19 protein-coding genes, 3 tRNA genes and 1 pseudogene are annotated in these 22,638 nt (G+C 61.1%); 18 read left to right on the plus strand and 5 right to left on the minus strand.

Translation table 11 applies throughout. The annotated features are described in order from the left end of the window. The 4 genes from ACUJB0_RS06555 (at nt 1) to ACUJB0_RS06570 (ending at nt 3,049) form a co-directional block, all read left to right on the plus strand. A complete protein-coding gene (locus ACUJB0_RS06555; protein WP_444844523.1) occupies nt 1-1,080 on the plus strand; it encodes an ABC transporter ATP-binding protein in 1,080 nt (359 codons plus the stop codon). Nucleotides 1,081-1,170: 90 nt separating this feature from the next. After that, nucleotides 1,171-1,458: an autorepressor SdpR family transcription factor gene (locus tag ACUJB0_RS06560; protein WP_161083479.1), complete on the plus strand. Its 288-nt coding sequence runs from the start codon at nt 1,171-1,173 to the stop codon at nt 1,456-1,458. Beyond that, nucleotides 1,455-2,102 (plus strand): SdpI family protein, encoded by a 648-nt coding sequence (locus ACUJB0_RS06565; RefSeq protein WP_444844524.1) that lies wholly within the window; start codon nt 1,455-1,457, stop codon nt 2,100-2,102. Before ACUJB0_RS06560 ends, ACUJB0_RS06565 begins: the two co-directional genes overlap by 4 nt. Before the next feature lie 2 nt (nt 2,103-2,104). After that, nucleotides 2,105-3,049, plus strand: a complete 945-nt coding sequence (locus ACUJB0_RS06570; protein WP_444844525.1) for an alpha/beta hydrolase — start codon at nt 2,105-2,107, stop codon at nt 3,047-3,049. 4 nt (nt 3,050-3,053) lie between these two features. On the opposite strand, the gene uvrB is transcribed toward ACUJB0_RS06570, so the two are convergent. Next, the gene (gene uvrB / locus ACUJB0_RS06575; RefSeq protein WP_444844526.1) at nt 3,054-5,126 is read right to left on the minus strand and encodes an excinuclease ABC subunit UvrB; all 2,073 of its coding nucleotides are present in this window, start codon (nt 5,124-5,126) and stop codon (nt 3,054-3,056) included. A gap of 113 nt (nt 5,127-5,239) precedes the next feature. Between uvrB and ACUJB0_RS06580 the strand changes: the two genes are divergently transcribed. The 3 genes from ACUJB0_RS06580 (at nt 5,240) to ACUJB0_RS06590 (ending at nt 8,106) form a co-directional block, all read left to right on the plus strand. Beyond that, on the plus strand, nt 5,240-6,442 hold the full coding sequence (locus ACUJB0_RS06580; RefSeq protein WP_444844527.1) for an amino acid aminotransferase: 1,203 nt from the start codon (nt 5,240-5,242) through the stop codon (nt 6,440-6,442). A 114-nt stretch (nt 6,443-6,556) separates the two neighbouring features. After that, nucleotides 6,557-6,632: transfer RNA gene (locus ACUJB0_RS06585), tRNA-Asn, on the plus strand. Between the two features lie 163 nt (nt 6,633-6,795). Then, nucleotides 6,796-8,106 carry a helix-turn-helix domain-containing protein gene (locus ACUJB0_RS06590; protein WP_444844528.1) on the plus strand — a complete coding sequence of 437 codons (1,311 nt, stop codon included), beginning with the start codon at nt 6,796-6,798 and terminating at the stop codon, nt 8,104-8,106. A gap of 37 nt (nt 8,107-8,143) precedes the next feature. Here the strand turns inward: ACUJB0_RS06590 and ACUJB0_RS06595 are convergent, their stop codons facing one another. After that, complete coding sequence (locus ACUJB0_RS06595; RefSeq protein WP_444844529.1) at nt 8,144-8,608, minus strand: cache domain-containing protein; 465 nt, start codon at nt 8,606-8,608, stop codon at nt 8,144-8,146. Nucleotides 8,609-8,882: 274 nt separating this feature from the next. On the opposite strand from ACUJB0_RS06595, the gene ACUJB0_RS06600 reads away from it, so the two are divergent. Beyond that, the gene (locus ACUJB0_RS06600; RefSeq protein WP_444844530.1) at nt 8,883-10,217 is read left to right on the plus strand and encodes a sensor histidine kinase; all 1,335 of its coding nucleotides are present in this window, start codon (nt 8,883-8,885) and stop codon (nt 10,215-10,217) included. A gap of 93 nt (nt 10,218-10,310) precedes the next feature. After that, nucleotides 10,311-10,386: transfer RNA gene (locus ACUJB0_RS06605), tRNA-Asn, on the plus strand. A gap of 57 nt (nt 10,387-10,443) precedes the next feature. Here the strand turns inward: ACUJB0_RS06605 and ACUJB0_RS06610 are convergent. Then, nucleotides 10,444-11,602, minus strand: a pseudogene (locus tag ACUJB0_RS06610) (sterol desaturase family protein). A gap of 261 nt (nt 11,603-11,863) precedes the next feature. Here ACUJB0_RS06610 and ACUJB0_RS06615 point away from each other — a divergent pair. From ACUJB0_RS06615 to ACUJB0_RS06640, 6 genes are all read left to right on the plus strand, one after another. Beyond that, entirely contained in the window at nt 11,864-12,160 is a 297-nt protein-coding gene (locus ACUJB0_RS06615; RefSeq protein ID WP_444844531.1) for a hypothetical protein, read from the plus strand. A 9-nt stretch (nt 12,161-12,169) separates the two neighbouring features. Continuing rightward, complete coding sequence (locus ACUJB0_RS06620) at nt 12,170-12,865, plus strand: DUF3334 family protein (RefSeq protein ID WP_444844532.1); 696 nt, start codon at nt 12,170-12,172, stop codon at nt 12,863-12,865. Nucleotides 12,866-12,996: 131 nt separating this feature from the next. Beyond that, complete coding sequence (locus ACUJB0_RS06625) at nt 12,997-14,475, plus strand: HAMP domain-containing protein (protein ID WP_444844533.1); 1,479 nt, start codon at nt 12,997-12,999, stop codon at nt 14,473-14,475. Then, complete coding sequence (locus ACUJB0_RS06630) at nt 14,424-15,017, plus strand: methyl-accepting chemotaxis protein (RefSeq protein ID WP_444844534.1); 594 nt, start codon at nt 14,424-14,426, stop codon at nt 15,015-15,017. Before ACUJB0_RS06625 ends, ACUJB0_RS06630 begins: the two co-directional genes overlap by 52 nt. 314 nt (nt 15,018-15,331) lie before the next feature. Continuing rightward, nucleotides 15,332-17,518 carry a TonB-dependent receptor gene (locus ACUJB0_RS06635; RefSeq protein WP_444844535.1) on the plus strand — a complete coding sequence of 729 codons (2,187 nt, stop codon included), beginning with the start codon at nt 15,332-15,334 and terminating at the stop codon, nt 17,516-17,518. A gap of 64 nt (nt 17,519-17,582) precedes the next feature. Then, nucleotides 17,583-17,658, plus strand: a tRNA-Asn gene (locus tag ACUJB0_RS06640). Between the two features lie 53 nt (nt 17,659-17,711). Here ACUJB0_RS06640 and ACUJB0_RS06645 read toward each other — a convergent pair. After that, complete coding sequence (locus ACUJB0_RS06645; RefSeq protein ID WP_444844536.1) at nt 17,712-18,956, minus strand: hypothetical protein; 1,245 nt, start codon at nt 18,954-18,956, stop codon at nt 17,712-17,714. Nucleotides 18,957-19,143: 187 nt separating this feature from the next. Between ACUJB0_RS06645 and ACUJB0_RS06650 the strand changes: the two genes are divergently transcribed. After that, nucleotides 19,144-20,334: a hypothetical protein gene (locus tag ACUJB0_RS06650; RefSeq protein WP_444844537.1), complete on the plus strand. Its 1,191-nt coding sequence runs from the start codon at nt 19,144-19,146 to the stop codon at nt 20,332-20,334. A gap of 66 nt (nt 20,335-20,400) precedes the next feature. After that, the gene (locus ACUJB0_RS06655; protein ID WP_444844538.1) at nt 20,401-20,850 is read left to right on the plus strand and encodes an Hsp20/alpha crystallin family protein; all 450 of its coding nucleotides are present in this window, start codon (nt 20,401-20,403) and stop codon (nt 20,848-20,850) included. Here ACUJB0_RS06655 and ACUJB0_RS06660 read toward each other — a convergent pair whose 3' ends face one another. Continuing rightward, entirely contained in the window at nt 20,851-21,636 is a 786-nt protein-coding gene (locus ACUJB0_RS06660; protein ID WP_444844539.1) for a hypothetical protein, read from the minus strand. A gap of 118 nt (nt 21,637-21,754) precedes the next feature. Here ACUJB0_RS06660 and ACUJB0_RS06665 point away from each other — a divergent pair, with 118 nt between their 5' ends. Beyond that, on the plus strand, nt 21,755-22,594 hold the full coding sequence (locus ACUJB0_RS06665) for a M15 family metallopeptidase (RefSeq protein WP_444844540.1): 840 nt from the start codon (nt 21,755-21,757) through the stop codon (nt 22,592-22,594). Nucleotides 22,595-22,638: the final 44 nt, after the last annotated feature.

A 22,638-nucleotide genomic window follows, 5' to 3' on the forward strand; every position in this document is an offset into this window, starting at 1 on the left:
ATGGCTGGACTGGAAATACAAGGCATCAAAAAAGGGTTTGGCCAGCAGCAGATACTGCGCGGCATAGACCTGAGCATCGCCGACGGCGAGTTCGTGGTGTTCGTCGGCCCATCCGGCTGCGGCAAATCGACGCTGTTGCGCACCATCTGCGGACTGGAAGACAGCGACGAAGGCGCGGTGCTCATCGGCGGTAAGGACATGACCACGGTGGCGCCGGCGGCGCGCGGCATCGCGATGGTGTTCCAGAGCTATGCGCTGTACCCGCACATGACGGTGTACGACAACATGGCTTTCGCGCTGAAGCTGGCGGGCCTGCCGCAGGATGACATTCGCGCCAAGGTGGAGCAGGCGGCGGCCATCCTGCGTATCGAACCGCTGTTGCAGCGCAAGCCGAAGGAGCTCTCCGGCGGGCAGCGGCAGCGGGTGGCGATCGGCCGCGCCATCGTCCGCCAGCCGCAGGTGTTCCTGTTCGACGAGCCCTTGTCCAACCTGGACGCGGCGCTGCGGGTGCAGATGCGCATCGAGTTGAAGAACCTGCACCGCACGCTGCGCAGCACGATGATCTACGTGACACACGACCAGGTGGAAGCGATGACGCTGGCCGACCGCATCGTGGTGCTGCGCGGCGGCGTGGTGGAGCAGGTGGGGGCGCCGCTGGATTTGTACCAGCGTCCCGCCAACCTGTTCGTGGCCGGCTTCCTTGGCTCTCCCGCGATGAACTTCATCAGTGGCACGGTGGAGCAGTTGGCGCCGCAGACGATGGCCGTGCGCCTGGCCGGCGGCGCGCTGGCGCAGGTCGCGCCGCGTGCCGGCCTGGGTGTGGGCGATAGCGTCACGCTGGGCGTGCGCGCGGAGCACATGGCGCTGGAGAGTGCCGGCGGCGAGGGCATCGCCGTCACGGTACTGGCGGCCGAGCTGTTGGGCGACACCAGTTACGTCTACCTGACGCCGGACGGTGGCACGACGCAGTTCATCGCGCGCATCGATCCGGAAGTGCGCTGGCAGAACGGGCAAGTGGCCACAGTGCGGGTGGAACCGGCGCGCTGGCACGTGTTCGACCGGGACGGCCTGGCGATCTAGCCTGGCAAGGCGGCGGAGCGGATATCGCTTGACCGCCGTTTTTTATCGGCCTATAGTTAGATGACTGTCTAATTAGATGTCTGTCTCACTATGAATGCTTCCAACAACGCCTTCAAGGCCATCGCCGACCCGGCCCGGCGCGAGATACTGCGCCTGCTGCGTCCTGGCGAGATGACGGCCGGCGACCTGGCGGCGCATTTCGACATGAGCAAGCCCACCATGTCGCACCACTTCGCGGTGCTGGCCGACGCCGACCTGATCACCCGCCGGCGCGAAGGACAGACCATCTGGTACGGCTTGAACACCACGGTGCTCCAGGACGTGCTGTCGTGGATGATGGACCTGGCCGGCCCCGAAACCAAAGCGAGGAAAAAATGAAAACACGTTATCTGCTGTTTTGTTTTGCGCTGATCGCCGCCGCCTGCGCGGCCACCGCGTACTTCTGGCCGCAGCTGCCCGAAAGCGTGCCGATACACTGGGATGCGTCCGGCCATGTCAACGGCTATGGTCCCCGCGCGGCCTTGTGGCTGCTGGGCCCCGGCATGATGGCGATGGTGGCCTTGCTGTGCGCGGTCCTGCCGGGCATGTCGCCACGCCGCTTCGAAATCAACGGCTTTGAGTCGACTTACTACTACGTGAGCGGCGTCGTTGTCTGCCTGCTCGCCTACGTCTATGCATTGACGCTGGCCGCCACGCTGCACGCACACGTGCCAATCGTGCCCGCATCCTTTGTTGGCGTCTTCTTGTTGCTTATCCTCGCCGGCAACCCGCTGGGCAAGGTGCGCCGCAACTTCTTCATGGGCATCCGCACGCCGTGGACGCTGGCGAGCGAGCGCGTTTGGTACGCCACGCACAGGCTGGCGGCACGCTTGATGGTGGCCAGCGGGGTATTGGGCCTTTTCGCTGTCTGGCTTGGCGCCCCGAAATGGGCCTTGCTGGCGTTGCTGCTGGCATGGGCGCCGCTGGCGGTGGCCTACTCGCTGCTGCTTTATAAACGTCTTCCTCACCAGATCGGAGAATAGCTATGCGCTTCAAGCTTTTGCTGTCGTTGTTGATTTTATCGGTGTCTGCCCAGGCTCACGCGGCCCAACGGCCGGTATCGCTCGATGTCGGCGGCGGAACCCTGTATGGAACGGAACTGCTGCCGGATGGCGGCGGCAAGGTGCCGGTGGTGCTGCTGCACGCCGGCTCCGGCCCCACGGACCGCGATGGCAATAATAGGTTGCTGCCAGGGCCTAACGACTCGCTGCGCATGGTTGCCGAGGAGCTGGCCAAGCGCGGCATCGCGTCGGTGCGCTACGACAAACGCGGCATCGGCGCCAGCGCGCTGCCGGTGTGGAGGGAGCAGGACCTGCGCCTGGACGATTACATCGGCGACGCCACCGCATGGCTGCGCAAGCTGCGCGCCGATCCGCGTTTCTCGCGCGTGGTAATGGCTGGGCATAGCGAAGGCGCGCAGATCGCCGCCGAGGCGTGCAAGCAAGCGGCCATCGATGCCTGCGTGCTGATCGCCGGCGCCGGCCACCCGCTGGACGAGATCCTGCGCGACCAGTTGAAGTCCAAGCTGCCGCCGGCCCTGAATGACCAGAACGAACGCATCTTGGCTGCGCTGAAGCAGGGCAAGCTGGTTGACGATGTGCCGCAGGGCTTGATGATGCTGTACCACCCGTCGGTGCAGCCTTACCTGATCTCGTCGCTGAAGCACGATCCGCGCACGGCGATTGCGGCGCTGGCGATGCCGGTGCTGATCCTGCAAGGCACGTCGGATATCCAGGTGCAGACGTCGGAAGCGAAGGCGCTGGCCGCGGCTGCGCCGCGCGCCAGGCTGGTGATGGTCGAAGGGATGAACCACGTGCTGAAGATTGTCGGCAGCGATGAGGCTTTGCAGATGAAGTCCTACGGCAGCCCCGATCTGCCGGTGGCGCCGCAGTTGATCGACGCCTTGAGCAGCTTCGTCAAGGCGCCGTAAGCGCTCAGGCGATATTGTCCGCGCCCGGCGCGCCAAACAGCTGCTGCTTGAGGTGATGCAGCTGGTCGCGCACCTGCGCGGCTTTTTCGAACTCCAGGTTCTTGGCGTGATCGAGCATGGCCTTCTCCAGGCGCTTGATCTCCTTGCTGATCTGCTTCTCGCTCATGGATTCGTACTTGGCCGTCTCCTGCGCCACCTGCAGCTCTTCCTTCGCATCCTGCGGGCTGTAGACGCCGTCGATCATGTCGCGGATCTGCTTGTGCACACCGCGCGGCACGATGCCATTGGCGGTGTTGAAGGCGATCTGCTTGGCGCGGCGGCGCTCCGTCTCGCCGATGGCGCGTTCCATCGAATCGGTCATGCGGTCCGCGTACAGCAGCGCCACGCCGTTCAGGTTACGCGCGGCGCGGCCGATGGTCTGGATCAGCGAGCGTTCCGAACGCAAGAAGCCTTCCTTGTCCGCGTCCAGGATAGCCACCAGCGACACCTCCGGCAAGTCCAGGCCCTCGCGCAACAGGTTGATCCCCACCAGCACGTCGAAGGTGCCGATGCGCAGGTCGCGCAGCAGCTCGACCCGTTCCACCGTCTCGATATCGCTGTGCAGGTAGCGCACCTTGATGCCATGGTCGCTCAGGTATTCGGTCAGCTGCTCGGACATGCGCTTGGTCAGCGTGGTCACCAGCACGCGCTCGTTCTTGGCGACGCGCAGCGTGATCTCGGACATCAGGTCGTCCACCTGCGAGCTGGCCGGACGCACGATGATCTGCGGGTCCACCAGGCCGGTGGGGCGCACCACCTGTTCGACCACCTGGTCGGCGTGGGTTTTTTCGTATTCGGCCGGCGTGGCGGAGACGAACACCGTCTGCCGCATCTTCTGTTCGAACTCCTCGAACTTCAGCGGGCGGTTGTCCAGCGCGGACGGCAGGCGGAAGCCGTAGTCCACCAGGTTGGTCTTGCGCGAACGGTCGCCGTTGTACATGGCGCTCAACTGGCCGATCAGCACATGCGACTCGTCGAGGAACATCAGCGCGTCCTTGGGCAGGTAGTCGACCAGCGTTGGCGGCGGCTCGCCGGGCAGGGCGCCGCTCAGGTGGCGCGAGTAGTTCTCGATGCCCTTGGTGAAGCCGATTTCGGCCATCATCTCCAGGTCGAAGCGGGTGCGCTGCTCCAGGCGCTGTTCTTCCACCAGCTTGCTCTCCTTGCGGAAGAACTCCAGGCGCTCGCGCAGTTCCAGCTTGATGGTCTCGATCGCGCGCAGCACGGTCGAACGCGGCGTGACGTAGTGCGAACCGGGATAGACGGTGAAGCGCGGGATCTTCTGCTTGACGCGGCCGGTCAGCGGGTCGAACAGCTGGATCGATTCCAGCTCGTCGTCGAACAGGTCCAGGCGCACCGCCAGCTCCGCATTCTCCGCCGGGAAGATGTCGAGCGTGTCGCCGCGCACGCGGAAGGTGCCGCGGCCGAAATCCACTTCGTTGCGGGTGTACTGCATCTGGATCAGGCGCGCGATGATGTCGCGCTGCGAGACGCGGTCCTTGGCGCGCAGCGTCAGGATCATCTGGTGGTATTCGGTCGGGTTACCGATACCGTAGATCGCCGACACGGTGGCGACGATGATGACGTCGCGCCGCTCCATCAGCGACTTGGTGCAGGACAGGCGCATCTGCTCGATGTGCTCATTGATGGACGAATCCTTTTCGATGAACAGGTCGCGCTGCGGCACGTAGGCTTCCGGCTGATAGTAATCGTAGTAGGAGACGAAGTACTCGACCGCGTTCTCCGGGAAGAACTCGCGGAACTCCGAGTACAGCTGCGCGGCCAGCGTCTTGTTCGGCGCGAAGACGATGGCGGGGCGGCCCTGGCGGGCGATCACGTTGGCCATCGTGTAGGTCTTGCCGGAGCCGGTCACGCCGAGCAGGGTCTGGAAGAACAGGCCGTCGTTGATGCCCTCGCACAGCTGGTCGATCGCGGTGGGCTGGTCGCCGGCCGGCGGGAAGGGTTGGTGCAGCTTGAACGGCGAGTCCGGGAAGGTCACAACCGTTGCGTTTGGGGTGTCTACTACGGGTAAATCAGCCATCTTGTCCGACCTTTGTTAAAATAATGGCCTGCCAGCGGCCTGAAGCAGTTATTTATGGGGCGCTGTCTACCTTCAACCGCTGCGTACCGCTTCCAATCGAATCCAATCTTATCATGACGAATCCTAGCTTGTTCAGCGCCATCGACATGGCACCACGCGACCCTATCCTGGGCATTACCGAAGCTTTTAACGCCGACCAGAATCCGGCCAAAATCAATCTGGGCGTGGGCGTCTATTATGACGACAATGGCAAAGTGCCGCTGCTGTCGTGCGTGCAGAAAGCGGAGGAAATCCTGATCGCCGCGCCGGCTCCGCGCACCTACCTGCCGATCGAAGGCCTGGCTGCCTACGACAAGGCGGTGCAGGAACTGGTATTTGGCGCCGACAGCGCTGTTATTCAAGAGAAGCGCGCCGTGACCGTGCAGGCCATCGGCGGCACTGGCGCCCTGAAGATCGGCGCCGACTTCCTGAAGCGCTTCTCGCCGGATTCGCAGGTCTACATCAGCGATCCTAGCTGGGAGAACCACCGCGCGCTGTTCGAAAGCGCCGGCTTCACCGTCAACAACTACACCTACTACGATGCGGCTACCCACGGCGTGAACTTCGCCGGCATGCTGGCCGACCTGAAGGCCATGCCGCGCGGCTCCATCGTGCTGCTGCACGCCTGCTGCCACAACCCGACCGGCGCCGACCTGACCTCGGCCCAGTGGGATGAGATCATCGCCGTGGTGACCAACGGCGGCCTGGTGCCGTTCCTGGACATGGCTTACCAGGGCTTCGGCGCCGGCATCGCCGAAGACGGCGCCGTGGTGCGCCGCTTCGCGGCCGCCGGCGGTCCGCTGCTGGTGTCGAATTCGTTCTCGAAGTCGTTCTCGCTGTACGGCGAACGCGTGGGCGCGTTGAGCGTGGTCGCGGCCAGCGGCGAAGAGGCGAGCCGCCTGATGTCGCAGCTCAAGCGCGTGGTGCGCACCAACTACTCGAATCCTCCGGTCCACGGCGGCAAAGTGGTGGCCACCGTGCTGACCACGCCGGAACTGCGTCAGATGTGGGAAGACGAGCTGGCCGGCATGCGCGTGCGCATCAAGGAAATGCGCGAAGCCTTCGTGGCCAAGCTCAAGGCCAAGGCTCCGGCCCACGATTTCGCCTTTGTGCGCGACCAGGTCGGCATGTTCTCGTACTCCGGCCTGACCAAGGCCCAGGTGGACCAGCTGCGCGCGCAGTCGATCTACGCCGTCGATACCGGCCGCATCTGCGTCGCCGCGCTCAATTCCCGCAATATCGACATCGTTATTGACGCCATCGCGAAAGTCCTTTAAAATCTTGCTTCTTCGGGTTGAGCGACTAAGCTTAACTCGTAAGGCGACATGAAATACTTGTTCTGTCAGAAATCTTGATGGAATGATCTAAACAGTATAAAATGTTGCCTCTAATCCCTGATAGCTCAGTCGGTAGAGCGACGGACTGTTAATCCGCAGGTCCCTGGTTCGAGTCCAGGTCGGGGAGCCAGAATTCAGTAAGGCAAAAAAGCCCAGCCTGCAAAGGTTGGGCTTTTTTGCATTTCAGCGCCGCAATTCCCCAAATTCATGGGAATTCATCAATATTCACCTTCCAAGTCTTGCATGAATGACTAAGAATACGGTCATTCGATTTACTTCTTGGAAAGGTTGTTATGAATTTCGGCGAAAAGCTCAAGCAGATCAGGACCGAGCGTGCCCAAACTCAGCCACAGTTTGCGGCGGCGCTGGGGATCGAGCAATCGTATCTCTCCAAACTCGAGAACGACAAGTCATTGCCGTCGGCCGACATGTTCAACACGATCGTGGCCGGCCTGGGAATCGACGCGGCGGCCATGCTGCGGGATATTGACCAGGAACTCCTGGACACCACGCTGAGCCACATTCCGGCGGTCGGCCAGTTCAATACCCGGACCGTGGTAGTGCAGGAGCACAGCTTCAAGCGCTGGCTGTACGGCTCGGCGCTGGCCTGGATCGTCGGCTTTGCCTTGATGCTGGCGGCGAACGACGGCATTTTCTTCTCAAACAGAATTTACAAGTATTCGTCGCCTGGCGTGATCCTGGCCGGCGAGCCGCAGAACATTTTTGAAACGCAGGAAGAAATCCTGTCTCTGCGGCGGCAGGCCAAGCTCATGACGGACGAGCAGTTTGCCTTGGCGCGGGCTGAATTCAAGTCCAAGCGTGTCAGCCCCGTGTCAGTGGAAACGCCTGAAAACCGCGGCAGCTTCTTTACGGAGAAAGACGGGCAGGGCGAGCGCCGCTACGCCTTGGTTCAATCCGAGCGTGCCCAGTCGACTGGCAACCGCACGTTGACCGCCGCCAAGACCCAGAAGAAGGAAACTTTTGATGAAATCACTGTGGGACGGATTAATATCGTCGAGCCGGATGGAACGAAGCGCATCACTATCTCGAACAAGGCACAATTCCCGGGCGATTTCCAGCAAGGCAAGGAGGGAGCCCGGCCTGACCGCCGCGACGTCGCTGGCATGTTATTCATCAACGAGGAAGGCACGGAAAACGGTGGCCTGATCCAGCGGGGCGGCATGACAGCCGACGGCAAGATATTGGCCGGCCTGTCGCTGACCTTTGACCGTTTCCGCCAGGACCAGGCCCTTCAGCTCCTGAGCAATGATGGCGGCACGCACCAGATGACCTCGATCAAAATCAACGATGTGCCCAGCTTCAAGATCACTTCGATGGAGGATATGACACGCTTCGGTGCGGAAGCCCGCAAGCTGCCTGCCGCCGAACAGGAGGCCTACTGGAAAAAATTGTCGGAAGAAGGCCGCCTGAGCGAGAATCGCATTTGGCTTGGCAATACCCGCGATAAAGGTTCGGTGTTGCAACTGAATGATGCCAAAGGCCGCGCGCGCCTGATGCTGATGGTAGCTGCCGACGGCAAGGCCCAGATCCAGATGCTGGACGAGCAGGGCAAGGTGCTCAAGTCGATCGACCCGACCAATTAAGAAGGGATGCTCTGTCTTGCGGCCCTCCGATCCAGGTTCAGAGCTTGTACACCCCGCAGGCGACAACCAAATCCCCGGCGCGTTCGACATACATCGATTTCTTTTGCACTTCCTTGGTCACCGGATCGGGCCATGAGTATTCCTGCCATCCCGAATTCTTGGTCTTGGCGATTTCGATGCGCTCGCGCATGATGAATTTCCCGTTCACGTCCTTGATGTCGAGGACGTTCTTGCCGGCGAGTTTAGGGGTGTTTCCGTTCGCCAGGGTGTAGCCCTCCATCGTGCCGATCGTCACGTAGAGGTCGCGCTCCCGGTATATCGGAAGCTGATTCTGGACGTCCTGGACAACCTTGTCCTTACCGTATTTCTTGATGTCCCCGATGACCCGCTTGACCAGGGCGACCGCCTGCTCGGGCGTTCCTCGCTCGGCGTCGGCTGCGGAAACCGCGTTGGACAGCGCAAAGGCGGCGATGATGGCGACAATCCTGAAAAAGCGTTTCATGCTGTTCCCCTGTCTTTATTGAACATTTAATAGTCAGGCATCATTGCCTTCGATGGCTGAGAAACCATGAAAAGTATTCTCTGCCTCAACAGACGGCAATGTCAATCCGATAGTGCCCGCTTCCCATCGGCGCGCACCGCAAGTTGGTATTTTTGCTTTGCTGCAGCGATATTTTCACAAAGATGCCTCAAATGGGCCTACCATTTACATGCCTGCGTGCTTGCCTACCGGTCAGCCGTAAGGGCCGTGTCGACTGAACAAGGAGCCCGCCGCAATGGTTGAACAACGTGTCGTGTCTGATGATTTCCTCGGTAAGTGGCAACAAACCACGAACGTCATGGCGGACGTCTTCGACGTGCCTGCTGGCCTGATCATGCGCGTCAGGCCGCAGCAGATCGAGGTGCTGGTGTCTAGCCACACGCCGGGCAATCCCTACGAGGCGCACGAGAAAGCCAATCTGAACACCGGCCTGTACTGCGAGACGGTAATGGCCACGCGCTCCATGCTTCATGTGGCCGACGCGCTGGAGGACGAGCACTGGAAGGACAATCCCGACGTCGCGCTGAACATGATTTCCTATCTGGGTGTGCCGTTGGTATGGCCGAACGACGAGGTATTCGGCACCATCTGTGTGCTCGACAGCAAAAAGCGCAACTATCAGCAGCGCTACGTCGATTTATTGTGGGAGATCAAAAGGGCGATCGAGGCCGACTTCCAGGTGATCGAGCAACAGCAGAAATTAATGATCAGCAATGCCAGCCTGCTCGACGCCAATCAGGCTCTGTTGCGCAGCAACGCGGACTTGAAGGCCGCGCTCGATAAAATCGTCGCCATGCAGGGCGAGCTGCTGCGGGCGGAAAAGATGTCGGCGCTGGGCAGCCTGGTGGCGGGGATATCGCACGAGCTCAACACGCCGATCGGCAATGGCTTGATGCTGGCCAGCACGCTCAAAAGTAACGCGGTGACCATCGCCAAGGAGCTGGAGACGGGCGTGACGCGCAAACACATGCAGGATTTCATCAGCGGCGTCGACCAGGGCGCCGATATCCTGCTGCACAGCCTGGGAAGAGCTGCCGACCTGGTGGCCAGCTTCAAGCAGGTCGCGGTGGACCAGTCCAGCATGCGCCGGCGTGAATTCGACGTGAGGAAGACATTCAAGGACATCCTCGCCACGCTGGGGCCGGCTATCCGCAAGAGCGGGCACCAGGTGGTGTGTGACGTGGAGGAGGGCCTCGTCATGGACAGCTACCCCGGCCCGCTGGAGCAGGTCTTGGTGAACCTGGTCAATAACGCGCTGGTGCATGCGTTTCCGGAGGGCGGGCAGGGCCATGTCACTATCACGGCGCGCAGGCTGGCTGATGACAGGATCGAAGTGTCCGTTGCCGATGACGGAGTGGGTATTCCGGAGGCCAATATCGCCCGCGTGTTTGACCCGTTCTTCACCACCCGTCTGGGCCAGGGCGGCAGCGGGCTGGGGCTGCATGTGGTCTACAACCAGGTCACCTCCGCCCTGCGCGGTGACGTGCAGGTGGAGAGCGAACCGGGTCGCGGCGCGCGTTTCACGCTGCGGGTGCCACGGATCGCGCCGCTGGATCCACCGTCGCACTAGGGCGCCGGCGCCGGCCATTCGGGCGGTGGCGTAAAAAATATTCGCCATGGGGTCGCCAAATCCGTTTTGAGCGGCTATAATTCGGGCCTCATTTCCCTGATAGCTCAGTCGGTAGAGCGACGGACTGTTAATCCGCAGGTCCCTGGTTCGAGTCCAGGTCGGGGAGCCAGAATTAAAAAAGCCCAGCCTTACGGTTGGGCTTTTTGCTTTCCCGCTTGTGCAGCGCTTACTTTTGCGAGCGGAACGGGAACCGCAGCTGGTTCAGGAAGCCATCCGGCATATAGTGCGCCCTGCACACCATATTTTTCCGGAAAGCCCTGCTGATCCTTGATGGCCGTGCCGAACAGGTGATCCAGGAAGGCGTAATGCGCTGCGTAGTTGCGGTCGATCGCCACATCGTCGGAGGCATGGTGCCAATGATGGAAGTCCGGGGTGACGACCAGGTACTTCAACGGTCCCCACGGCAGATGGACATTGGCATGATTGAACACCGCCTGGAAGCCGACGATGATGATGTAGGCATCCATCACGCTCTTTTCAAAGCCAAGCACGTACAGCGCACCCAGCACGCCGACACGGGTACAGATCAGCTCCAGCATGTGCTGGCGCGAACCGGCCAGCCAGTCCATGGTCTTGGCCGAGTGATGCACTGCATGGAATCGCCACAGGAAAGGCACTTCATGATAGCTGCGGTGAAGCCAGTATTGCGCCAGATCGGCCACCAGAATGCACAGCAGTAGCTGAGGCAGGAAGGGAATGGCATGTACCAAATCATGCACCCTATCGTTCAGCATCCAGCCAAACAGGCGGTGGACAGCGAAGTTTACCGTCAGGAGCGCTAGGCCCACAATGAAGTGATTAACCGCGAAGTGCACAATGTCAGTCTGCCATTCTTTGCGGAACAGGAGCTGGCCGTTGTACAGCGGGAAGATTTTCTCCAGCGCGGCGAAAATAATGGTGGATCCCAGGAGGTCGAGGATGAACCAATCGAGGCCGATATACGGTGTATGGTCGGGGAAATCGGCAACCGGCACGTGTGAACCGCCGGCGGCTACGCTGATTAGCACCAGCGCAGCGGCGACGGTATTCAGGCTGCGCTTGCGTTTGAACAGCAGATTGAGCAGGCTAATCGAGCCCGACAGCACCAGTGCGGCAAACATGATATGCCGGATCAGGTCGGGAGAATAGGCGTGCCTTAGCTCAGGCGTGGTCAGATATTGCGGGTAATGGAACGCCGCCACGCCCAACAAAGACAAGACCGCCAGGGTTAATGCCAGTACGCCGCTGGCCAGTCCCGTTCCTTTCGGCAGGGGGCCATCCTGTTTCAGCAAGTTGCCGGTTTCCTGTACCGCAGTGCTGACCTGATCGATGACTTTGCTCTTCATCCTGGCTCTCCGATCATTGCTAGTTTGCAATTCTTGCAATAATATCCGAGGTGAGGGTAGGAGGGTGTTGATAAATTGCAGAAGCTGGCCCACTTCGGCATTAGATCTGTCCTCAAGGGACATCTGGAAAGTACACATCCGCCCCTTTGCTGAAGTTGCCCTGTCCCCGTCTAGTCTTGACCGCATGCCCCTCTCGGCTGCCTTGGCCGCGCTGCACCGCCTTGCCTGCCCAGCGTTGGGCTTTTGCATTTTGGCGCCCAAATGTCACCAAAAAACGTGATTCCGGTGGACGGGAATCTTGCACCTCGGTATTCTGAATCTTATTTCTGGCCAGAAGGGAAATCGATGGTCATCTCAGCCGAGGCGGTGGATCAGGTGCAGCGGGTGCGGGAACTGGAGCGCGAAGTGGCGCTGTTGCGCAGCACCCTGGCCGCCATGCCGGCCGCCGGCAGGAACCAGGAATGGAAAGATGAGGTCGTCCGCTTGCTGAGCGAAGTGGTCTTGTTCCGTCTCTCGCTGGACCAGGAAACTGTGCTTTCATCTTTTAAAAATAAATAGAGGTAGATCATGAGCGAGGAAAACAAGGACGTGGTGTACGGGACCGAAGACTTATTGATGAGTCTGTGCAACTCGGTGACCCGGGTCTTGAACGTCGCCACCCAAAGCAAGGTCAACTATTCGGGCATGGTGCAGCGGATTACCAAGACCGGCCTGAAGCCCGATATCGGCTGCTTCGTGCTGTTCGACGGCGGCTTCACCGGCCTGGTAGTGCTGAACTTCGCGGCCGACACGGCCATGGAAATCTACGAACGCTACATGCTGCACATGGGCATGCCGAAGTCGGAGCTGGCCAGTTCGCATACCTCGGACGAGGTGTCCAACATCATGGGCGAGCTGATGAACCAGATCGTCGGCGACTTCACCGGCAAGGTGCGGCGCGAACTGCAGACCAACATCACCCAGAACCAGCCGAAGATGCTGGTGTTGACCAAGCAGGTCATGCTCAGCGTGGACACCCCCCTTGATCGCCCTGAGATGCGGCGCGTCACGTTTTATACGGAAAAGAGTAATATCTTTTATCTGGAGCTCGCTATCGATAGAACCGAGTTCATCCGTTTACACGATTTCGACTCCAGCGAAGTAGCCGACCCCGACGCCCTGCTGGATATGGAGCGCGGCAACCAAGGTGGCACTTCCACCGCGCCATCGCCCTCGGCCGAGGACGAAGCCAACGATGAGTTGTTGAAGTCGTTGGGGATGTAAGACATTCCTGGTGGCTTGTGCTATTAAAGCCACCAAAATCTTGCAGCACGGGACTATGATGGGACGCAAGAGGATCGCATCTGTACGGCAACTTTCGGCGATCCGTTGAGTGGCAATCATGGAGGCTCGATATGGACAATCGTACTTCACTTGGCGCCTTGAAGCTCGGGCACAAATTCCTGATCCTCAGTCTGATCGCCGTCATTCTGGCGAGCATTCCAACCTGGTTGTACATGCGCGAAGCAGGCAAGGCGCTCGATGCCTACGTGGACGAGCGCGAAGGCCTGCCCGCCGTGGTCGAGGGCTTGCGCATGGTGCAGCTGACCCAGCAGCATCGCGGGCTGGCGGCGCTGGCGCTGGGCGGCGCGACCGCCGACGACAAGCGGCTGGCCAAGCAAAAGGAGGCCGACACCGCCTACGCGGCGGTGGACGCGCTGGTAAAGAAGCTGCATGACTCCACGCTGGATGCGGCGTGGTCGCAAGCGCGCGGCGATTGGGAAACCTTGCGTGCCCAGGTCTCCAACCGCAGCCTGACGGCGCCGCAAAGCTATGTAGCCCACACGGCGCTGGTGCCCAAGCTGCTCAAGGTGAACGACCTGATCGGCGACTACTACGGCCTCAGCCTTGACCCTGACCGCGACACATATCAACTGATCCAGGCCATGTTCTACCAGCTGCCGTATTTGTCCGAGGAGCTGGGCAAGACCCGCGCCAAGGGCGCCGGCCTGCTGGCGAAGAAGGAGGCCAGCCAGGCCGACCGTTTGCTGCTGTCGTCCGTCGTCGCGCGCGTGGCGGACCGGCTGGACCAGACCCTGACCGCGTTCAACAAGGCCGCCCGTTACAACGCCGATTTTGAAGCCAAACTGGGGCCGCCCATGCGCGACGCCGCCAAGGCCGCCGGCCAGATCACCGAACTGGCCATGCACGAGATCGTGCAACCGGAGGCCCTGACTTATTCGGCGGAAAACTATGTGACGCTGGCGACCCAGGCCATCGATCTGCAGTTCGCCCTCAACGCGGCAGCCAGCAAGGAGTTGAACGCGCTGCTGGACGAAAAGATCCGCGGCTTCTACACCACCCGCTGGCTGATGCTGGGGGCCATGCTGGTATTGCTGGCGCTGGCCGGCTACTTGGCCATGCTGATTGCGCGGTCGGTGACGCGGCCCTTGAGCAATGCGATCGCCGTGGCGCAGAGCGTCGCCAGCGGCAATCTGGCCACCGATTTCGATGTCGGCGTCCCCAACGAGGCCGGCCAGGTGCTGCGCGCGCTGAAGGATATGAGCGGCAGCCTGCGCCATCTGGTGGGCGATGTGCGCGGCAGCATCGAGCACATCAGCGCAGCCACGCGCGATATCGCCAGCGGCAACGCCGACGTCTCGGCGCGGCTGGAGTCGCAGGCATCCAACCTGGAGGAGACCGCGTCGTCGATGGAACAGCTCACCTCCACCGTCAAGCAGAACGCCGACAACGCGCGCCAGGCCAACCAGCTGGTGATCAGCGCGGCCGACGTCGCCACGCGGGGCGGGGCGGGGCGGTGGTGTCGCAGGTGGTGCAGACGATGGGCGAGATCAATGAGAGTTCGCACAAGATCGTGGACATTATCAGCGTGATCGACGGCATTGCGTTCCAGACCAATATCCTGGCGTTGAACGCGGCGGTCGAGGCGGCGCGCGCGGGTGAACAGGGCCGTGGCTTCGCCGTGGTGGCCAGCGAGGTGCGCAACCTGGCGCAGCGCTCGGCCGCGGCCGCCAAGGAAATCAAGGAGCTGATCTCCCACAGCGTCGAGAAAGTCGAACTCGGCAACCGCCTGGTGGACCAGGCCGGCGACGCGATGGGCGAGATCGTCGGCAGCGTGCAACGCATCACGCTGATCATGTCGGACATCGCGACCGCCTCGGCCGAGCAGGGGGCCGGCATCGAGCAGGTCAACCACGCGGTGACGCAGATGGACGATATGACCCAGCAGAACGCGGCGCTGGTGGAGCAGACCGCGGCGGCTTCCGCCAGCCTGGAGGAGCAGACCCAGGCGCTGGTGGGCGCGATGGACCGCTTCGTGTTGGGCAATGAAGAGGCGGTATCAGGCGGGCCGGCGCCTCGGCCGGCGACACGAAGTGTGGTAAAGCAACAACGTTTGGCGATCCGGCATGCCTGAATCGCAAACTTGAGCGTTCGCTCATTCATGACCTCGCAAGGGGCTGGCTGACCTTTTATTATTCAGCCGCTCCTCCTGAGGCGCCAAATTTCTATCAGTAAATTTCCATTTGCTTATATTGCGCTTGCAATACACGGTATCAATGAAAGAAAATACCGCCTTTCTGCAAGACGGTGCATTCTAGACATCGAAAAACGGCCTCACCTCCGCTTGCGCCGCCACGGACACAGTAGATGACCGGGCGACATCAACAGAAAGAGAGAACAGGAGACACTGTTTTTAACTCTTTGCATTACCTCAACTCGGGATATTGAATGATCAAACTGTCGAAGATGCACAAGCGCCTGCTGGCGCTGAGCGCCGTTATGCCTATCGGTACCGCCCTTGCGCAAACCGCCGCGGAACCGCAACTGGAAACCGTCACCGTCACGGCCCAGCGCCGCGCCGAGAACATCAAGGACGTGCCGGTTTCGGTCACGCTGCTCAAGGACGAGAAGCTGGACGTGCTGCTGTCCGGCGGCCAGGACATCCGCCTGCTGGCCGGCAAAGTGCCATCGCTGAACGTGGAATCGTCGAACGGCCGTACCTTCCCGCGCTTCTACATCCGCGGCTACGGCAACACCGACTTCAGCACCTTCGCCTCGCAGCCGGTCTCGCTGGTGTATGACGACGTGGTGCAGGAAAACGGCATCCTGAAGGGCTACCCTATCTTCGACGTGGCCGGTGTGGAAGTGCTGCGCGGCCCGCAGGGCACGCTGTTCGGCCGCAACACCCCGGCTGGCGTGGTCAAGTTTGAATCGGAAAAACCGAACACCAAGAAAATCGAGGGTTACTACAACCTGTCGTGGGCGACCCACAACACCATCAATGCCGAAGGCGCCGTCAACGTGCCGCTGTCGAGCGAATGGGCGATGCGCGTTTCGACGCTGCGCCAGCACCGCGACAACTTCGTCGACAACACCTTCACCAAGCAGAACGACGCGCTGGAAGGCTACAACGAACACGCCGAGCGCGTGCAGTTCCTGTACACGCCAAGCACCACCTTCAGCGCCTTGTTCAACGTGCACTCGCGCACCACCGACGGCAGCGCCCGTCTGTTCCGCGCCAACCTGATCAAGAAGGGCACCAACGACTTCGCCGACGGTTACGACTTCACCAAGATCGCCACCAACGGCCTGAACATGCAGAGCCTGAGCACCAACGGCGCCAACGCCCGCCTGACCTGGGACCTGGGTTCGGTCAAGCTGTTCTCGATCACCGGCTACGAAGCCGTGGACAACTACTACAGCCGCGGCGACATCGACGGCGGCAGCCCGGCCGGTCCTGGCTTCATTCCGTTCCAGGTGCAGACCGGTGGGGGCCTGAGCGGCCTGCATCAGTACACCCAGGAATTCCGCGTCGAGTCGAAGAACGCAGGCCCGTTGAACTGGCAGAGCGGCGTCTACTACTTCAAGGAAAGCGCCAGCGGTTACAGCGACAACTTCGACAGCAACACCCAGGAGCAGACCTCGCACCTGGCCAGCCACCAGAACAACACCGCTGCCGCAGTGTTCGGCTCGCTGACCTATGACGTGTCGGACCAGCTGGTGCTGCGCGGCGGCCTGCGCTACACCCACGACAAGAAGGACTTCGCCACCACGTCGCGCGTCAACGTGAAGCAAGTCGGTCCTGATTCGGTTGACGAGAGCAAGAACAAAGCCAACTGGGACATGAGCGCGACCTACAAGATCAACCCGGACGTCAACGCCTACGCCCGCGTGGCGACCGGCTTCCGCGCGCCGAGTATCGCCGCCGCTTCGGCATCGGTACCGATCACCGTGGCCGATGCGGAAACCATCGTGTCGTATGAAGCCGGCATCAAGGCCGACCTGTTCAACCGCCGCGCGCGCGCATCGGTCAGCATCTACAACTACGACGTGAAGAACCAGCAGCTGACCGTGGTCGGCGGCACCTCCAACGTGACCAAGCTGATCAATGCAGCCAAGACCGTGGGCCGTGGCCTGGAAGCGGACTTCGAAGCCTTCGTCACGCCTGACTTCAAAGTCACCGCCGGCGGTTCGTACAACTTCACGAAGATCGAAGATCCGTCGCTGTCCGTGGCCAAGTGCGGTTCGTGCACCGTGACCGATCCGCTGAACGCGGCTGGCCGCGTGGTCATCGACGGCAACCCGCTGCCGCAAGCGCCCAAGGTCATCCTGAACGCCACCGCGCGCTACAACTGGGCGCTGGCCGACGGCAACCTGTTCGTGCTGACCGACTGGTCGTATCGCAGCAAGATCAACTTCTTCCTGTACGAAGCCAAGGAATTCACCGGCAAGTCGATGGTTGAAGGCGGCCTGCGCGTGGGTTACAACTGGCAGGGCGGCAAGTATGAAGTGGCGGCCTTCGCTCGCAACATCACCAACACCGAGCGTATCATCGGCGCGATCGACTTCAACAACCTGACCGGCTTCGTCAACGAGCCACGTCAGTTCGGTGTGCAGTTCAAGGGCAGCTTCTGATTTTTGGAAATTTGCCAGCTAGCCTAGACAGCTAGAAATTGGCCGTATATAATGCGGCCTCTTTTCCCTGATAGCTCAGTCGGTAGAGCGACGGACTGTTAATCCGCAGGTCCCTGGTTCGAGTCCAGGTCGGGGAGCCAGAATTTTGAAGGGCCATGTGAAAACATGGCCCTTTTCTATTTCAGCCTGCGCTTCAGGCTGCAGGCGTGGTCGGTTTGCTTCCGCACCATTCGCAGTGCAGGGCCGAGAGTCGATAATTTTCGCCGCAGTTGGTGCAACTGCCGCACTGCTGGGCTCCGCACGCTTCGCACCAGGCCTGATCAGCCCTGTGCAGTTTTCCCCCACATTCCCGACATTGATTTTTCCGCAAGCGGATCTTGCGAACGCGCGCCGGATTGAACAGGGTGCGTTGGGCGATGAATATCACCAGCAATCCGCCGCCGATTCCGCAGAAGATGGCGCCGTAACTCCAGAGGAAGCCCAGTCTCAGTCCATCAAGGTACATCAGCAGGTCGGCCAGTAACCGGTGGGGCAGGAGTTCATAGACGAAGTAGAGTCCGCGCAAGAAGACCGGTATCGAGCATACCAAAATGAAATGGGAGGAGATCAGTGTGCTAATGTCCTTCTCTTTCTTGATTGCCCTCGCATTCCAGAATATCGCCAATAACAGCAACGGTAACAGGAAGCCTGCCTGTGCGCCGAGTTCCTTGAGCGGATACCAGAATGCTAACTTATCGTATTGCTTGCGGGCTTGAGTGAATTCGGTGTCGATAGGGAGCGCGCGCAGGAATGCGACATAGGACTGGAGGAATTGATGGTGTTCCAAAGCCGCCTGCGTCTGCGTTTGCTGCTGAAGCATGGTGTTCAATGCGTCATTCATATCCGCCAGGCTTTTCTTGATCTTGGTAGCCTCGATCGGAAGAATAGAGTCGCTTCTTTTCTGGTTGGCCAATTTCTCCAACAGGGCATCGCCATAGCTGGCCTTTAATTCATTGATACGCGAGCGGATTTCCTCGATTTTCTGTTGCTGCTGGTCGCGTACCTTAAACAAGGAAACAAAATTGGCATTCTTTGCCACCAGGGGCAGTTGGTCGTGGACTTTTGTGCAGATTTCCAGTGCCTGGGTGTTCCCATACCAGTTGTCGGGCATGGCATCGCCCTGGTTTGCCTCATTTTTTGGGATGTAGCGTTCGAGGTTCGCCACCTGGTTCTTCGAATCCAGCTTCAAAAAGTCTTCCGACATCAGCTGGCACTCTGTGGAGATCCCAAGGGCGGGCGGTTCGATGATGTTCTCAGCTCGGTTCATGCCGTCGAAAATCAAACTAAGAATATAGATGTCGAGACCAAATAGCAGGATCAGCGCGAACAGGGACAGTCGTTTGGATTCCGATTGTTTGGACAGTCTCTGCCATCTCTTTTTGAAAAAAATTGCGATCATCGCGCTTACTCCAGCTGTTAAAAGAAAAGGAATTGTTGCTCAGTGGGCAGTACCTGAGATTGTGGACTGTCAAGCCAGCGGGATATTATGCGCAGCGGTGGATTATCTTTGCCCGAGATGCAATGTGGCAAAAATAACATTATAGCCGTGTTATATTCTGGACACCATAATGGCTCTGGAGATGATAATGTCGCGAAAATGGCTGCTGGGGATGGGCTTGGCAATGAGTTTGACGATGTCCGCGCGCGCGGACGAACCGCTGCCGGTGCAGGTGCGCCTGATCCATGTGGCGCCCGATACCTGGCGAGCAGACTATCGCTTTCAGCAGCCGGTGGCGTCGATGCGCTTCAAGTCGGTGGGCGGCCTGCGCAAATCCGCGTGGAGGGTGTTGACGCCCGGCGTGGCGCTGACCGCCAGCGATACCTATGATGCGCTGGCCGCGGCCGACGGCAAGCCGCTGCAGCAGGTCAGCGTGGAGATTTCGGCCTTTGAGCAGGACCTGGGCAAACAGTACCTGGCGACCGACAAGCTCTCCGATGGCGGCCGTCTCATCTACCTGGGCTTCCTGCAAGGCGAGGCCCAGCAGGGCAAGCTGGTGCGCGATATGGCGGCGACCTTCACGCTGGAAGGCCTCGGCAACGAAACCGTGCTGGTGCCCGCCAAGCCGGCAACCCCCACAAAAGACACGACACCATACGCCTACTTCGGTCCGCAGTCGCCGCTGGCCGCCGGCGAGGCGCAGGTGCTGCTGGATCCCAAACTGTCTGCGTGGGCGAAGGAGACGCTGCTCGACACCACCGCCAGAATGTCCGCCTATTACAGCACGGCCTACCAGCAGAAGCTGCGGCAGCCCTTGCTGCTGGTGGCGGCCGTCAGCGATACCTCCATGCCGGGCCTGTCGATCAAGGGCGGCGTGGTCGGTGGGCAGATCGTCTATCGTCTTGGCGGCGCGGCCCTGCTGACCGCCGACAACCCCAAAAAGCGCGCGATCCTGGCCGAACTGGTGGCGCATGAGATGGCGCATTTGTGGCAGAACAATGTGCGCCAGGGCGGCATCAGCGAGCAGTCGCCGCCGTGGATACACGAGGGCGGGGCCGAGGCGATGGCGCTTGATGGCCTGCTGCGCAGCGGCATCTGGAGCGCTGAACAGGGCAAGGCGTTCGCCGACGCCACGCTGGCCGAGTGCGAGAAGCTGGAACACAGCTTCGATACTTATCGTGGCATTTATGCCTGCGGCTTCGAGCGCTTCAGCAAGCTCAAGGTCGATATCGTGCCCTTGTGGCGCGACATGATCGCGGCCGCCGACAGCAAGGGCGAGGTCTACAGCGAGGCGATGATCAACTCGCTTGTCGCGCGCGGAGGCAAGGCCGCACCTTGATGTGCGTCAAAGGAGGGGCGGGGGCGCTTCTTATCATGGTAGTCCACCCATTTGAAGGAGGCCGCCATGGCTAACAATCTGATGCGTATCGATCCCTTCCGCGATCTCGCCCGTTTCGATCCCTTCCGCGACATGGACGAAATGTTCCGCGACTTCGCGCCCTCGGTCTGGCGCGGTGCCGACGTCTCGCCGCGCATGCGGATGGACGTCAGCGAGACCGACAAGGAATATCTCGTCAAGGCCGAAATCCCCGGCGTGCAAAAGGAGGACATCAAGGTCGCCATCAACGGCAACCAGGTGTCGCTGAGCGCGGAAGTGAAGGAAGAGCAGCCCGCCAGCGCCGGCAAAACCGGCTCCCTGCGCACGGAACGTTACTACGGGCAAGTGCAGCGCAGCTTCACGCTGCCGCAGGAGGTCGATGACGACCAGGCCGAGGCGCGCTACGAAAACGGCGTGCTGCACCTGACGTTGCCGAAGAAGGTCGGCACCGGTGGCAAGCAGCTGGCCATTCAGTAATCAGTGCGACGGGGCGTTGCAGGCCAGGTCCGCGTCCCAGCGGCCGGAGCAGATGCGCGAGCGGCACAACATGCCTTCGATCAGCCCCAGCTGCTTGCAGCGCGCCAGCAGTTGCGCCGTGCTGTCGCCGTCCTGACGCTCGACCACGTCGCGGCTGCGCTCGGGCAGGGCGAGCGCAGGCTTGCCCGAGTGCGCGACCAGCGCGGTCAGCAGGGCGACATCGGTATCGCCGATGGTTGATGGACTGGCTGCCGTGGCCACACGCGGCGCCGGTGAGCGCGCGGCGGCGGCGCTTGCGGCCACAGCAGGCTTGTGCTGCGGCGCGCTGGCCGCATGCGATGTCTCGGTCCTTGCCACTGCGTTCGCGGGGTGCACGGATGGCCGCGCGACGCTGCTGGCCGCAAGCGCTTCGATTGCCGTGAAGGGTTTGGTTGCAGGTTCTTTTAGCACCGGTTCGTTCACGATGGCTGCCGCCTGCTCTGGCACGGCAGCTGCCATCTGCCGTTCCGTCGGCTGCTGGTACGTGCGCGTGGTCACGCTGCCGCGGCTGCGCGCGTAGGAATCCGGCGATAGCGTGTTGTCGTGTACCAGCCATGCGACCGTACACATGGTCACCACCAGCAGTCCCAGGCCGACGGTCCAGCCGTCGACGCTCCAGCCGCTGGCGCGCGGCGTCTTTGCCGCCGTCTTGGGACCATGCTCCAGATGCGCCAGTATGCGCTTGCCGCCATCTTCGGCGGTACGGTTGGAACTCATCAGGTCGGGTTTTTGCTTCGACGTATCCACGGTATTTCCTCCGAATTTGATCTGGTCTTTCACGCCGCTTGCTGAAGCGCCTACGATGAAGCGTTCCCGCACCTCAGTGTCCAGTCTGCGGAGCGACCTTGCTTTGACGGAGCGCACCATGTTTCTCTTTTCGGTACTGCTGTTTTTTGTCTTCGCCTGCCTGGGCGCCTGGCTGGCGTTGTTTCCAGCCGGGCGGGATGTGGTGGCGCAGTCGATGTCGATGATCGGCAGGCGCATCGGGCGGGGACTGAGCGGCGGCTACCGGCAGGGCAGCCAGCAGGCCACCCATGCGGGCCGCAGCGCTGGCGACGGCCTGCTGCGCGCGCTCAGCTTCCTGCGCCGCCGCTATCTGCTAGTGTTGTCGGTGCTGGTGCTGCTGACCGTGCCGCCCATGCTGGCGCTGGTTCTCAGCGGACGCAATATGTTGGGCGGCTTCGACAGCGATGACCACGCCGTCAACGATCAGGTCGCGGATCTGCTGAAGGGCGAGCAGCTGGCGGCGCCGGAACCGTTGCCGCCGTTGGTGTTCACGACGGCGGAAGTGACGATGGTGCGGCCCATGCTCGACGGCGCCAACCGCAACTGGCAGCTGCTCGATCCCGATTTCGCCCAGCGCCTGCTGCTGGTGTTCAAGATCATGAAGGAGACTCATGGCTATGACATGGCGATCCTGGAAGGCTATCGCAGCCCAGAACGGCAGAACACGCTGGCAGCCGCCGGGCCCAGCGTCACCAACGCCAAGGCCTTCCAGAGCTATCACCAGTTCGGCCTGGCGGCGGACTGCGCCTTCCTGCGCGACGGCAAACTGCTGATCTCGGAAAAAGACCCCTGGGCGATGCGCGGCTACCGGCTCTACGGCGAGGCGGCCGAATCGGTGGGCCTGCACTGGGGCGGGCGCTGGACCATGATGGACTTCGGCCACACGGAATTGCGGGTGGCGGGGACTGTGCGGAAATAGGACGCTGCATGGCCATGGTTGTGCTGCCTCAAGAAATCCCCGCA

The sequence above is a fragment of the Duganella caerulea genome (genome assembly GCF_040362985.1).
GTDB lineage: Bacteria > Pseudomonadota > Gammaproteobacteria > Burkholderiales > Burkholderiaceae_D > Rugamonas > Rugamonas vulcania.

Bases quoted from the DNA above. Each gene is read 5' to 3' on its own strand.
- ACUJB0_RS06555 (WP_444844523.1), top strand. From the start codon at position 1: ATGGCTGGACTGGAAATACAAGGCATCAAAAAAGGGTTTGGCCAGCAG.
- ACUJB0_RS06560 (WP_161083479.1), top strand. From the start codon at position 1,171: ATGAATGCTTCCAACAACGCCTTCAAGGCCATCGCCGACCCGGCCCGG.
- ACUJB0_RS06565 (WP_444844524.1), top strand. From the start codon at position 1,455: ATGAAAACACGTTATCTGCTGTTTTGTTTTGCGCTGATCGCCGCCGCC.
- ACUJB0_RS06570 (WP_444844525.1), top strand. From the start codon at position 2,105: ATGCGCTTCAAGCTTTTGCTGTCGTTGTTGATTTTATCGGTGTCTGCC.
- uvrB (WP_444844526.1), bottom strand. From the start codon at position 5,126: ATGGCTGATTTACCCGTAGTAGACACCCCAAACGCAACGGTTGTGACC.
- ACUJB0_RS06580 (WP_444844527.1), top strand. From the start codon at position 5,240: ATGACGAATCCTAGCTTGTTCAGCGCCATCGACATGGCACCACGCGAC.
- ACUJB0_RS06590 (WP_444844528.1), top strand. From the start codon at position 6,796: ATGAATTTCGGCGAAAAGCTCAAGCAGATCAGGACCGAGCGTGCCCAA.
- ACUJB0_RS06595 (WP_444844529.1), bottom strand. From the start codon at position 8,608: ATGAAACGCTTTTTCAGGATTGTCGCCATCATCGCCGCCTTTGCGCTG.
- ACUJB0_RS06600 (WP_444844530.1), top strand. From the start codon at position 8,883: ATGGTTGAACAACGTGTCGTGTCTGATGATTTCCTCGGTAAGTGGCAA.
- ACUJB0_RS06615 (WP_444844531.1), top strand. From the start codon at position 11,864: ATGTCACCAAAAAACGTGATTCCGGTGGACGGGAATCTTGCACCTCGG.
- ACUJB0_RS06620 (WP_444844532.1), top strand. From the start codon at position 12,170: ATGAGCGAGGAAAACAAGGACGTGGTGTACGGGACCGAAGACTTATTG.
- ACUJB0_RS06625 (WP_444844533.1), top strand. From the start codon at position 12,997: ATGGACAATCGTACTTCACTTGGCGCCTTGAAGCTCGGGCACAAATTC.
- ACUJB0_RS06630 (WP_444844534.1), top strand. From the start codon at position 14,424: ATGGGCGAGATCAATGAGAGTTCGCACAAGATCGTGGACATTATCAGC.
- ACUJB0_RS06635 (WP_444844535.1), top strand. From the start codon at position 15,332: ATGATCAAACTGTCGAAGATGCACAAGCGCCTGCTGGCGCTGAGCGCC.
- ACUJB0_RS06645 (WP_444844536.1), bottom strand. From the start codon at position 18,956: ATGATCGCAATTTTTTTCAAAAAGAGATGGCAGAGACTGTCCAAACAA.
- ACUJB0_RS06650 (WP_444844537.1), top strand. From the start codon at position 19,144: ATGTCGCGAAAATGGCTGCTGGGGATGGGCTTGGCAATGAGTTTGACG.
- ACUJB0_RS06655 (WP_444844538.1), top strand. From the start codon at position 20,401: ATGGCTAACAATCTGATGCGTATCGATCCCTTCCGCGATCTCGCCCGT.
- ACUJB0_RS06665 (WP_444844540.1), top strand. From the start codon at position 21,755: ATGTTTCTCTTTTCGGTACTGCTGTTTTTTGTCTTCGCCTGCCTGGGC.